Here is a 12204-nt window from a genome sequence, read left to right on the forward strand (position 1 = left end):
AGTAGTTAACCATTTGCTTTCGAATAAATCACTGACCGACCAGTAAGCATTACTGACATTGTGACTGCTTGAGTTAACAGTATATCGAGGCAAACACAATTAGCCATAACCTCTCTATAACTATTGCAGCACAGGTCATCAGCTGAATTAATATTCAATCGGTCAGGATTATTCGATTACATTTGATCAACTACTTAACGGTATATTTCAGGAAACTGGTGAATTAATCACTAACAAGCAAGTTAGAATTCCTAACATGTTGTTGCCCGGAATGCCTCTTGATGATGACCGTTGGTCAAACGGCGACAGCAACCTGCCAGAAGCGATAAAGATCACCAATTTGGGAAGAACAGAGTAGCTCTATTACCGCGTTGAGTTGCTCTTTTTCCCAGTGCCACCACTGCATTTCTTGCAGCTGACCAATACTTTTTTCATCAAAGCGGTATTTGATAAGCTTTGCCGGATTGCCTCCCACTACTGAGTATGGTTCAACATCTTTCGTCACCAGGGCACGGCTGCCAATAATGGCACCATCACCAATGGTGATGCCGGGCATGATCATTGCTTCGGAACCAATCCAGACATCATTGCCAACGACGGTGTCACCGGCGGGCTGGTAACCATCGGGTGCTTGTTCGTGGCCCTTATAAAAGAAGGGGAATGTGCTGACCCATTCATGGCGATGTCCTTGATTGCCTGCCATTAAGAAAGAAGCGCCAGAACCAATGGAGCAGAATTTTCCGATGATCAGTTTATCCACATCATCCCGGTCGGGCATCAGGTAGCGGGCGCAGTCATCAAAACTGTGGCCGTGGTAGTAACCCGAATAATAACTGTGATCACCCACGATGATGTTTGGGTTGGTAACTTGAGCTTTTAAGGGTTTTCCCGCAAAGGGGCTTTCAAAATAATTTGGCATAATGGTGAGCAGATAGTCGTAATAAAAAACAAAGAGGCCGGTAATGGATATTTTCGACAAAGCATTTAATGAGCTGGATATTAATGCCCTTTATGACATTCTGAAACTGCGGGTCGATGTTTTTGTCGTTGAACAAACTTGCCCTTATCCAGAGCTTGATACCAAAGATAGGCTTTCTGGTGCTCGCCATATTTATCTGAAAAATGATGAAGCCGTTATAGCTTGCGCCCGCTGTTTGGCACCGGATGATGTGTTTACGGGTAGCTCTGCGATCGGGCGGATTGCGGTGGCTGCCAATGAGCGCGGACATGGGTATGCGCGTTTGATTATCAACAAGGCCATCGACGTCTGTCGAGAGCGATGGCCGAATAACCCCGTGATGATGTCAGCCCAGACGTATTTGTTGGATTTCTACCAGAGTTTTGGGTTTCAGCCTGTGGGTGAATCCTATGAAGAAGATGGTATTCCCCATCAGGATATGGTGCTTCACACTCTCTAATTGAGGTGGTTGCATTCAGGGCTTATCTGGGGGAAGGTAAGCCCTGCTGGTAAATGGACTTTTATCAAAGTGTAAAAAAAGTGTAAACAACACACGCTAGATTTCATTGCAGTTGAATAATAACAAACAAAGAACAATAACAGAAAAGGTGTCCCGTTGAAGATTCTTAAAAAATCCCTCTTTGTTCTCTTTCTGATCGTTGCTGGCGCGTACCTTTGGCCAAAGCCGGATCCGGTGAGTCATGTGTATTTTGAGGGCGTCGATGAGCCAGAGGTGATCGCTCATGGCGGCGGTCTTGGTGTACGACCTGCCAATACGCTGGCTGCATTACAGCAGGCAACAGTGGATCAGGCTGACGTGTTAGAGATTGATCTGCAATTAACGAAAGATGGCGAGTTGGTTCTGCTTCATGATTCGACACTGGATCGTACGACCGATTTGAGCGGTCCTGTCGAAGAGATGACAGTAGAAGAAGTAAAAAAGGCTAACGCCGGCAAATGGGATACACCTTCTGGCGATAACTTTGCTGATTTGGCTATCCGCATTCCAACCATCGATGAAGCTTTTACCGGGTTTGGCCATAAGCGTTGGGTTATTGAAATTAAAAATGAAGGAGAGAATGGCGCTATCGCCCTTTGTCAGAAAATTCGACAGTTTGAAATGAGCCAGAAGGTGCTGGCAGCCTCTTTTCATGATGATGCGATTCAAACGTTCCGTGCCATTTGTCCTGAGGTGGCGACCTCTTCATCCAGTGGCGAAACAACTTTGTTTGTTGTGGCGGCCAAGCTGGGGTTGTCTCATTTGATTCCGATGGATGCCGTGGCTATGCAGCTTCCTCCTAACAGCTCCGGATTAGAAATATTGGAGCCCCGTGTCATCCAAGCCGCAAAAGATCGAGGTTTGAAAATTCATGCCTGGACGATTAATGAAAAAGAAGAAATGGAACGGCTGTTGGCTTTGGGGATTGATGGGGTGATTACGGATTACGTTACTTATGGGAATGAGGTGGTAGAACTCTGATATTCGCTATTGTGTAATATCGGTCGTTAAGTTATTTCATTTTATGTGAAAGGTTTTTTTCTGGCGTTATAGACTTGTTTATTCTTGGTTCTCTTTGAGTGTAGAGAGTGTTGGAAGGAATAGTGCCAGTAAGCTCCCATCGTGTTACTCAGCATAGAAGTACGAGTAGTTCATGGATCTGCAGGATGTGTTGCTGCTTCGGTAGAAAGACAGGCGCCCTGAAAGTTGAGAAGCCGGTACAGGGTAGCTTTATGCCGCAAAGAACCAGCGAAAATACCGATGGTGGGTTTGATAGGGAAGTGCACGCGAGAGAGGTTCAGCTTTTCAGGAACGTCAGCACCCTACTTCGTAGTCAACTTTCTGAGCGTAACTTAGAAGCAAAAGTCCCCCGAGCTGAAATAGAAAAAGCTTCTCGTAGAGCGGTTATTTATAGTAAAAAAGAAACAGAAACGCTTCTTGTTATGCATGGAAATGATGATTGTGGAGCCATAAAATTTAAAGTTCCATTATCAGATATCTCCTCAGATAAGACGAGCGCAGGAGTGGTTTCAAGCTCAGAGATTGTCCGACAGGCAGTGGTTGATACGATTGATAGCCTTCTTGAACGGAATCTGCGTAAAGAATATGAGATTCCTGAAGGTTTTGGGTTTGTTTATGAAAAGGGATTTGCAGATTGTAAAGAGAGTATTCATGAGATATCCCTTACAGCTTGTGATTTATTAAAAAAATCTAGAAAAGTCACGGTTTATCTGTCCATAAAAAAGGAAGCTGTGAAGTTTCGAGCAGAGGGTGAGTCGCTCATGGTTATTCCTATTTCCAGGGAAGATGTGAAGAAAGGAGTGTCTGAGGCGACTGTGAAAAATTTATACAACTACTTTGAGTTGGACTCGGATTCTGTTGCAAACAATAAAGTTTCTTATGAAATTTTCATTGACCCGCAGGCATAATCGATAGTTACACCTGCAGGTTATTATGCTCGTAAGGTTAGTCGTATACGAGCCTACTGTTACAAGCTGCGGAAATGGTTCAGTTTTTTGTTCTCAAACTAATGGATTTTTCAGTGCATTAGCTGCCCCAAGCAGACCAGGGTAATCATGCATAATCAGTGACGTTGGAGTCCCTTCAAGGTAGCCTGTCATCTTATCGTTCACTTCAAAAGAAGAACGAAAGCCCGACTTGGCAAAAAACTGAGGAAACCTTGGAATAATACCGCCAGCAATATAAACACCACCCTGAGCACCAAGTGCCAATGCAGAGTTACTGGCTGCTCTGCCCAGTAACGAACAGAAATGTTCCAATGCCTGCTTACACATTGGTTCGCCTTCCAAGGCACGGGTCGTGATTTCGTGATTTTTCAAGGTCATTGGATTGCTGGCCAGAATGCTGTGCGCCTCAAACAGTAACTCAAGACCAGAACCGCACAGTACAGTTTCCCAGGATACGTAATCCATCTTCTGTTGAATAATGGCGAGAATATCGCTGTCTAATGGTGTAACCGGCGAAAATGCTGCATGGCCACCTTCGCCGGGCAGAGGTAACCAATGACTTCCTACTTGCTTTAATCCAGCAACGCCAAGGCCGGTGCCCGGGCCAATAATGAGTTTGGCAGTGCCTTCGATGGCTTTTCCGCTACCGATTTTCACTAAAGCGGAATCGGGCAGTGCCGGCAGTGCCAACGCCTGAGCAGTAAAGTCATTAATAACCTTGAATGTTTCAAGTTCCAGCAACGCCTTCATTTCCGACTTATCAAATGTCCAGTGATTGTTGGTCATTTTGATACGAGGGCTATTTACCGGGCAGGCAAAAGCCATGCAGGCTTGGACGACGACGGTCTTTTGGTTGGCCAGGTAATCGGCAACCGCCTGATCCAGATTCGAATAATCACCGCAGGGCAGTACACGGATGGACTCTTCAATAATCTGTCCATTTTGCGCAAGAGCAAAGCGAGCGTTGGTGCCGCCGATGTCGGCAACCAGTGCGGTAGTATTTTGCGAAACGATGTTAGCTGGCATAAGCACACTCTTCGAAGAAGAAGCATAAGGCGAAAGGAATATAGTATGACAGTTCAGGTTCTGTATTCTACTAACGGTATCTCAAATGGGCTCCATGAGGTCATTTCAACACAGTGCAGGTTAATGTAGAATTGTCCAGTTATACCCGTCGCCTTTCAAGTTGCTACTTTGTTGGCCGCGCTCGCTCACCCCGATCACCTACTCATTGTAGGCTCACGGGGCTTCGCTTACTTGCCGCCGCGTAGTAACTTGAAATTCTTTGGGTATATACCGCAGGGTTTGTTGATCAGTTTTCCCTCTTGAGTTTTTAGATTATCTGGCTGGCACGTCAGGTGAGTTTGTGTTTGGCGTACGAAGCCCGTCCGTCCTTATAAAGTGAGTGATAAAAGCACATGTTTGAAGTAAATCCCATCAAGGAGCGTATCAAGGATCTGACGGCGCGTACTGACGTGCTTAGGGGGTATCTTTGACTACGCTCAAAAAAGCGAGCGCCTGCAGGAAGTAGAACGGGAGCTGGAAGACCCGAATGTCTGGAACGATCCGGAATATGCTCAAAAGCTGGGTAAAGAACGTTCCACTCTGGAAACCATTGTCAGCACCATTGATGACCTGACCGGCGGCCTGACCGATTCCGAAGAATTGTTGGAAATGTCCGTTGAAGAAGAAGACGAAGACGGCGTTCAGGATGTTGTGGACGAACTGGATGAACTCACCGAAAGACTGGAACTGCTTGAGTTTCGTCGTATGTTTTCCGGTGAAATGGATCCAAACGGTGCATTTTTGGATATCCAATCCGGCTCCGGTGGTACAGAAGCTCAAGACTGGGCCAACATCCTTCTGCGTATGTACTTGCGCTGGGGTGAAGCCAACGGCTTTAAAACTGAAATTATTGAAGTGTCCGCCGGCGAAGTGGCGGGCATCAAATCCGCAACGGTGCAATTTATTGGTGACTACGCTTTTGGCTGGTTGAGAACCGAAATCGGTGTGCATCGCCTGGTGCGGAAATCACCATTTGACTCCGGAAACCGTCGTCATACGTCGTTTGCTTCTGTGTTCGTCTCTCCGGAAATTGATGACAATATTGATATTGAAATCAATCCATCCGACCTGCGGGTAGACACCTATCGCTCCAGTGGCGCAGGTGGTCAGCACGTAAACACCACGGATTCCGCGGTTCGTATTACTCACGAACCTTCGGGTATTGTGGTTCAATGTCAGAACCAGCGCTCTCAGCATCAGAACAAAGACAAGGCAATGCAACAGCTGAAAGCCAAGCTGTATGAGATGGAAATGCAGAAACGAAACGAAGCGTCTCAGGCCATGGAAGACACCAAGTCCGACATCGGTTGGGGAAGCCAGATTCGTTCCTACGTTCTGGATGACTCGCGCATCAAAGACTTGCGCACCGGCGTAGAGACCCGCAACACCCAACAGGTGTTGGACGGTGATCTGAACAAGTTTATTGAAGCGAGCCTGAAAAAAGGTCTGTAATTCGATTCTCGGATGGCATGCACCATCCGTGACTGAACCGTTACTGAAAGAGCGTCTATCTATTATGTCTGAAGAACATCAAGTGGAAGATCGAGCTGAAGCAGCTCATGAAGAAAACCGGCTGGTCGCCCTGCGTCGGGAAAAGCTGAATGGCATCCGTGAAAAGGGTGTGGCTTTCCCCAATAAATTCCGTCGTGACGCCCTGGCCGGAGATCTTCAGGCACAGTTTAAGGATCATGATAAACCGTCACTGGAAGCTTTAGGGCACCGGGTGAAGGTGTCTGGTCGTATCATGTTGAACCGTGGTGCGTTTATGGAACTGCAGGATATGTCCGGCCGTATCCAACTGTACGTTAACCGCAAACAGCTGTCCGCCGAAACGCTGGCTGACGTGAAAAGCTGGGATCTTGGCGACATTATTGGTGTGGAAGGTAACCTGCAGCGTTCCGGCAAGGGTGACTTATTTGTGGATATGGAAGCGGTACAACTGCTGACTAAATCCCTGCGGCCCCTGCCTGAAAAGCACAAAGGTTTGACCGATACCGAACAACGTTACCGTCAGCGTTATGTGGATCTGATCGCCAACGAGCAGTCCAGAGAGATTTTCCGTATCCGCTCTAAAATCATTCAGGGCATCCGTAACTACTTCCTGGATCAGGACTTTATGGAAGTGGAAACGCCAATGCTTCAGGTGATTCCCGGTGGCGCTACTGCTCGCCCCTTTGTCACGCATCACAATGCCTTGGACATTGATATGTACCTGCGTATCGCCCCCGAACTGTACCTCAAACGTCTGGTTGTGGGCGGATTTGAACGAGTATTCGAGATTAACAGGAACTTCCGGAACGAAGGATTGTCTACTAGACATAACCCGGAATTTACAATGATTGAGTTCTATCAGGCATACGCGGACTACACGGACCTGATGGATCATACGGAAGCGATGTTGAAGCAGCTGGCTCAGGATGTTCTGGGTAAAACCGAGTTTGAATATCAGGGGCAAACGGTTGATTTTGGCAACTCATTCGCCAGATTGTCAGTGTTTGATTCGATCTTGCACTACAATCCTGACCTGAAAGCATCGGATATAGATACTCTGGAAGCAGCGACGGCAGTTGCGAAAAAACTGGGTATTCAGGTAAAACCGATCTGGGGGCTTGGTAAAGTCCAGATGGAAATCTTTGATGAAACCGTTGAGCATCATTTGCACAACCCGACCTTCATCACCGATTACCCGACGGAAGTGTCGCCGCTGTCCCGTAAGAATGATGACAACCCATTTGTGACAGAACGTTTTGAGTTCTTCGTGGGTGGGCGTGAAATTGCCAATGGTTTCTCGGAGTTGAATGACTCTGAAGATCAGGCAGAGCGCTTCAAGCAACAGGTAGCAGAGAAAGACGCCGGCGATGATGAAGCGATGCATTACGATGCAGACTACATCAACGCGCTGGAATATGGTCTGCCACCAACAGCGGGTGAAGGCATTGGTATTGATCGATTGGTGATGTTGTTTACTGATGCACCGTCTATTCGGGATGTTTTGTTATTCCCGCATATGAAGCCTCAGTAACGGTTAAGCAGGCACCAGAGGCGAGAAAATCAGAGCTTTTAATGCTCTTTCAATTTCTCGCTTTGTTAAAGAAATTGCATCAGGCAGGTTTTACCTGCTTGTTTTGTATGTGAGGAGTGGATCTTTGCGATAACGGTTTTGACGATCAATGCCGGTCCTTCTTTACAGTCTTTGCTGTCTTGAAGTGAGGTTGACCACACAGCAGCAGACTGTGATTGTCAAAAGAATAAATAAGCAACAAAAGGATGGTTGTGCAGTCATAATATCGCTGGATACGGGTGCGGGACGTAATTCAATAAAACAAACAGGTGACGTAAAGGCAGTCTTACTATGGTTTCAACAATGGAAGCTCCTGTAGCAGACACGAGTGACTCGAAAAGCAACAACACAGGTATGAATTTGAAATACCAGGGGCGTAAAACCAGTCGTGTAAATAGCGAACAGCGTCGCAGAACAATTCTTGAGGCCGCTTTAAGAATAGTGGTTAGAGACGGGGTTCGTGGTGTTCGACACCGGGCTGTGGCCAAAGAGGCAGAAGTGCCGCTTTCTGCAACAACCTACTACTTCAAAGATATTACCGATCTGATTACCGATACCTTCACTCTGTTTGTTGAGATGGGGGCGCAATCGTTCAAGGCTTACTGGGAAGATTCTGACAGTCGTTTGAAGTCTGCTATTCAGGATTTGCACGCGATCGATGACACGGCTAACCGACAGGTCTTCGCTAATCGAATTTCGGAACTGGCTGTTGAATACATTCTTCTCCAACTTCGTGAACACCGTGACTATTTGGTAGCAGAGCGTGCCTTTCAACAGGAATGCCTGCGTAATGAAAACCTTCGTCCTATAGCGTTTAGTCATCAGAAATTTTTCCTGGATAGTCTGGAAGGCTTCTTTACCCGCATTGGCTCCCGTCATGCTGAGATAGATGCCGAACTGTTTGGCAGTGTTATTCTTCAAGTAGAGTATCAAGGGCTGGTGTCTGGTTTTGAATCGCCGCATCTGGATAAGTATCGTGCGATGCTGAAGCGTCAGATAGAATTGATGCTTGGGATTCATAATTAATTAGGCTGAAACGAGTCCTGATCGAGAGTGGCGTATCGATCAGGTGTTGTTTTTCCAGTGACAGTTAATGTCAAAAGCTAATGCCAAAAGACAGGGTATTCCAGCATGTCGATGGTGCTGTTCCTTTTTGCTAGATGAAAGCTCTGTATGTCAAATTCCTCCATGAATCCCAACATAATAATCGCATTTGCAAGCTTTTGGTCTGGATGCTGACCCTTTTGATTCTTTCCCGTTGAATAGACTGCTTCTGAATTGAGATAGGACTGTAGGGTGCTTTTTTGCACCGTCTTCTCATCTTGATACTCATTAATAAACTCAGGGTTTTCTGTCATTGGTTTGTTAAGCAATAGGTATACGGTTTGACCATCCAATTGATCGCGGATCGCATCAGGAATTCGACGTAATAAATATCTTGAATAGTTGATGCCAAGCTGAATATCGTGAGTGCTGATTGGAGTGAGGGTGTTGTTGTGTTTGGGGGGCTTTTTTTGAACAACTTCTATCAAGTAGGATATAAAACTGAATGAGCCTGTCTGGATTCTAAATGACGCCAGCTGGATGTCTGGGCTCGCTATGACTATATCTATACTGCTGCTACCAATGACTAGGGCTGAAAGCTTTTGGCTTCTCTCCGCCAGTGACATGAGCGAGAAAAAATCTACTTGATCTCTTTCCTCATCAGTCAGGATTTTAATGTTAATGTTGGATTTACGAGCAACCCTTTTCTTTAGGGCCTCTTCATTAGAGGTAAGGCCTAAATCGTTTTGCGCTACGGCTCTCACTTTCTTGACCTTAAAGTGATCTTTGCGCCGGCGAAGTTGTTGAAAAATCTGCTGCAACTCGGTAATTGATTGAGTGCTAAGCTCTCCGCCCTCGGGGGGGATAATGCTGTTGCTAAATGAATATTTTTTAGAGCCATTATCCAGATGGCGATATATTTTCTCAGTATCAGTATTGACATCTGCGATGGCAAAATGGACGGCATGGTTGTCGATTTCAATTGCCATTCTTCGTTCCAGGTTTGCGTGAACTGGATGACTGACGACCATGACTGCGATAAAAACAGTGGAAACTTGGTATTTTTTAAAATTGGCGTACATCTGCCTTAAACTTATGTCGGTATATAAAATAAATATTTTGCTTTTATGGTTGAGCATCCAAGCTCTACCGTGATAGCAAGATAGTTCAGTCTAGTTCGCTCACGGATGTGTATTTGTAAATAATTGTCTATTTCAACAGACCCTAAGGATTAGCAATGCCGGAAGTTAAGTTAGAACCGTCCTGGAAAGCCATGCTGCAGGATGAGTTTGAGAAAGAGTACATGCAGGTGCTTCGTTCTTTTCTCAGGGCGGAGAAAAGCCAAGGAAAACGAATATACCCGGATGGTGGTGAAATTTTCCGGTCGATGGATTTGACCCCGTTTGATCAGGTTAAGGTGGTTATTCTTGGGCAGGATCCTTATCACGGCCCAGGGCAAGCTCATGGTCTCAGCTTTTCCGTTAGGCCCGATGTTAGGATTCCGCCATCATTGGTGAATATGTACAAAGAGCTTGAAACCGATCTTGGTATACCACCGGCCTCCCATGGCTTTCTTGAGCATTGGGCTAACCAGGGTGTATTGCTGCTGAACAGCGTGTTGACTGTCGAACATAAGCAAGCGGCTTCTCATCAAGGTCGTGGCTGGGAGGCGTTTACGGATCGGATTATTGCGTTGCTTAACGAACGGTGTGAGCACATCGTCTTTATCCTATGGGGGAGTTATGCCCAGAAAAAAGGGCGGTTTATCGACCAGCAGCGACACTTGGTGCTGAAGTCCGTACACCCATCACCGCTTTCATCCTATCGGGGATTTTTTGGCAGCAAACCGTTCTCTCAAACAAATCAGTACCTGTCACAACACGGTATAGAGCCAATCGATTGGCAACTGCCAGTGCTTCCTTAATGCCCAGATCCCGGAAGAGAAAAGTGATGAAAAGGGTAGTAAAAACCACATTTGACTCCGTCCAATGAAATCTCTATAGTTCGCATCCGTTGACGCAGGGCGCTCGTAGCTCAGCTGGATAGAGTACCTGGCTACGAACCAGGCGGTCGGAGGTTCGAATCCTCCCGAGCGCGCCAAGTCAACGAAAACAAAGCGATCATGCTTTGTTTTGATCAATGTGTATATGTATAACGCGCTCGTAGCTCAGCTGGATAGAGTACCTGGCTACGAACCAGGCGGTCGGAGGTTCGAATCCTCCCGAGCGCGCCATTTACAACGGTGAGGTGGCCGAGAGGCTGAAGGCGCTCCCCTGCTAAGGGAGTATACGGTTTGTAGCCGTATCGAGGGTTCGAATCCCTCCCTCACCGCCATATATCTATTCTAACTCCTTGATTTCCCTTCTCTTTACTTCCAAACAAAAGTCCAATATTACTGATTTGTCCAAGAAGTGTCCATTTTGCTTAATGGATTTAGTCTAACGGCGTCGTTTAAGTGTTCTTTGCTGAATTTGGCATACTTCATGGACATCTTAATGTCTGAATGACCGAGGATGCTTTGCAGTAACCGTATGTTTCCGCCATTCATCATAAACCTATATTCCGCAGTTGGAATCCATTAAACGCTGACAACCCTTGCAGGAGTATGGGTTCAACCTAAATTCATCAGTTGAATCTCATATAACCCATGAAATCCCTTGCGGTACCTGACTTTTAGCCGATTTGATGTATTCACCCAAAGGGTGAGCGGCTAAATCTGTCCAAACCTATGCATCGCATAGCCTTCAGGGGTATTTCAATTTTCAACTGCGGAATATAGGTTCAATCGGTCCTGCATGCTCACCCAATGGGTGAGTGGGGAAAATAGCCAAATGCCACGGCCTATAGGGGCTACAGCGATATTTCAGAGTTTCAACTGCGGAATATAGGATAAAGTGGCTGGCAAAGGTATGGCGTAAAACGTAACTGGCTTGTCCTCGGACGGTTCTTACCCCTGAGCGCAGTAAAGCACTCCTGAACGATTCCTGGCAGTTGGTGAACGCTCCTTTGTCCCTGCTGTGCTGCTTCACTGGCTGAAAGCGGTTGCAGTAGCCAATAATGGCATTTCGGCTCAGGAAGTTATAAACGGCATTGATATAGCCCAACATATTATTGAGTGTTTTATCTCCAATGCCTTCCTCTCGCTCTTGCTTTTTGTACCTGTGCCAATCTCTACTGGTGACTTCTTTGGCTATTGGGATGAGGGGAGCGTTTAACAAGTAGAATACTTACTAACTCGACTTTAGATTTTACATAAAACGGAAGTTTGGTCAGATTGCATAACTTGAATTCAAGTAATAAATACATAACCCATAACTTTTCTTACATCAATCCCAGTTAACTCTTTGAAAGCCTCATAAGGTGTTTTGTAGTCAAGGCATTTTCTAGGTCTATTATTCAGCTTATCAACCGCTATGATGACTTCTTTTTCTGTAACGTTATTAAGCTCCATCGACTTGGGGAAATACTGCCTGAGTAGCCCATTAGCATTCTCATTCTGACCTCTTTCCCAAGAGTGATACGGAGCAGCAAAGTAACTGTCACACTTCAACGCTTTGGCAACCTCTTCATGCTGAACAAATTCTTTTCCATTGTCGTACGTTATGGTTTT

Annotated in this window: 12 protein-coding genes and 3 tRNA genes; 10 read left to right on the forward strand and 5 right to left on the reverse strand. The window is 46.1% G+C overall.

The genetic code is table 11. The annotated features are described in order from the left end of the window. Positions 1-295: 295 nt before the first annotated feature. Positions 296-919, reverse strand: a complete 624-nt coding sequence (gene catB / locus AKL11_RS19370) for a type B chloramphenicol O-acetyltransferase (RefSeq protein WP_067521360.1) — start codon at positions 917-919, stop codon at positions 296-298. A 43-nt stretch (positions 920-962) separates the two neighbouring features. Here catB and AKL11_RS19375 point away from each other — a divergent pair, with 43 nt between their 5' ends. The 3 genes from AKL11_RS19375 to AKL11_RS19385 all read left to right on the forward strand — a co-directional run bounded on the left by AKL11_RS19375 (position 963) and on the right by AKL11_RS19385 (position 3385). Then, positions 963-1418, forward strand: a complete 456-nt coding sequence (locus AKL11_RS19375; protein WP_067520748.1) for a GNAT family N-acetyltransferase — start codon at positions 963-965, stop codon at positions 1416-1418. 156 nt (positions 1419-1574) lie between these two features. Continuing rightward, on the forward strand, positions 1575-2438 hold the full coding sequence (locus AKL11_RS19380) for a glycerophosphodiester phosphodiesterase family protein (RefSeq protein ID WP_095210542.1): 864 nt from the start codon (positions 1575-1577) through the stop codon (positions 2436-2438). 251 nt (positions 2439-2689) lie between these two features. After that, positions 2690-3385, forward strand: coding sequence for a hypothetical protein (locus AKL11_RS19385; protein WP_067520751.1), 696 nt, complete (start codon positions 2690-2692; stop codon positions 3383-3385). Between the two features lie 93 nt (positions 3386-3478). On the opposite strand, the gene glk is transcribed toward AKL11_RS19385, so the two are convergent. Beyond that, the gene (gene glk / locus AKL11_RS19390; RefSeq protein WP_067520754.1) at positions 3479-4450 is read right to left on the reverse strand and encodes a glucokinase; all 972 of its coding nucleotides are present in this window, start codon (positions 4448-4450) and stop codon (positions 3479-3481) included. Between the two features lie 392 nt (positions 4451-4842). Between glk and prfB the strand changes: the two genes are divergently transcribed. The 3 genes from prfB to AKL11_RS19410 all read left to right on the forward strand — a co-directional run bounded on the left by prfB (position 4843) and on the right by AKL11_RS19410 (position 8576). After that, positions 4843-5941 (forward strand): peptide chain release factor 2 gene (prfB, locus tag AKL11_RS19395; RefSeq protein ID WP_157673673.1). Its coding sequence is split into 2 segments (ribosomal slippage): positions 4843-4917 and positions 4919-5941, totalling 1098 coding nucleotides; the frame shifts between segments, so codons are not numbered across the junction. A 64-nt stretch (positions 5942-6005) separates the two neighbouring features. Further along, positions 6006-7511: a lysine--tRNA ligase gene (lysS, locus tag AKL11_RS19400; RefSeq protein ID WP_067521369.1), complete on the forward strand. Its 1506-nt coding sequence runs from the start codon at positions 6006-6008 to the stop codon at positions 7509-7511. Between the two features lie 342 nt (positions 7512-7853). Beyond that, positions 7854-8576 (forward strand): TetR/AcrR family transcriptional regulator, encoded by a 723-nt coding sequence (locus AKL11_RS19410; protein WP_067520764.1) that lies wholly within the window; start codon positions 7854-7856, stop codon positions 8574-8576. Between the two features lie 77 nt (positions 8577-8653). Here AKL11_RS19410 and AKL11_RS19415 read toward each other — a convergent pair whose 3' ends face one another. After that, positions 8654-9733, reverse strand: coding sequence for a hypothetical protein (locus AKL11_RS19415; protein ID WP_067520769.1), 1080 nt, complete (start codon positions 9731-9733; stop codon positions 8654-8656). Between the two features lie 98 nt (positions 9734-9831). Here AKL11_RS19415 and ung point away from each other — a divergent pair, with 98 nt between their 5' ends. The 4 genes from ung to AKL11_RS19435 all read left to right on the forward strand — a co-directional run bounded on the left by ung (position 9832) and on the right by AKL11_RS19435 (position 10928). Continuing rightward, positions 9832-10518 carry a uracil-DNA glycosylase gene (gene ung / locus AKL11_RS19420; protein WP_067520772.1) on the forward strand — a complete coding sequence of 229 codons (687 nt, stop codon included), beginning with the start codon at positions 9832-9834 and terminating at the stop codon, positions 10516-10518. 99 nt (positions 10519-10617) lie between these two features. Then, positions 10618-10694: transfer RNA gene (locus tag AKL11_RS19425), tRNA-Arg, on the forward strand. 56 nt (positions 10695-10750) lie between these two features. Beyond that, a tRNA-Arg gene (locus AKL11_RS19430) sits at positions 10751-10827 on the forward strand. 8 nt (positions 10828-10835) lie between these two features. Next, a tRNA-Ser gene (locus tag AKL11_RS19435) sits at positions 10836-10928 on the forward strand. 428 nt (positions 10929-11356) lie between these two features. Here AKL11_RS19435 and AKL11_RS26815 read toward each other — a convergent pair. Both AKL11_RS26815 and AKL11_RS19445 read right to left on the reverse strand, forming a co-directional pair. Next, complete coding sequence (locus AKL11_RS26815; RefSeq protein ID WP_425387606.1) at positions 11357-11812, reverse strand: phage integrase; 456 nt, start codon at positions 11810-11812, stop codon at positions 11357-11359. Positions 11813-11883: 71 nt separating this feature from the next. Next, on the reverse strand, positions 11884-12204 hold a 321-nt coding region (locus AKL11_RS19445), incomplete at its 5' end, for an IS30 family transposase (RefSeq protein WP_067520778.1).

Origin of the sequence: Endozoicomonas ascidiicola (genome assembly GCF_001646945.1) — a bacterium.
In the GTDB taxonomy this organism is placed as follows: Bacteria; Pseudomonadota; Gammaproteobacteria; order Pseudomonadales; family Endozoicomonadaceae; genus Endozoicomonas; species Endozoicomonas ascidiicola.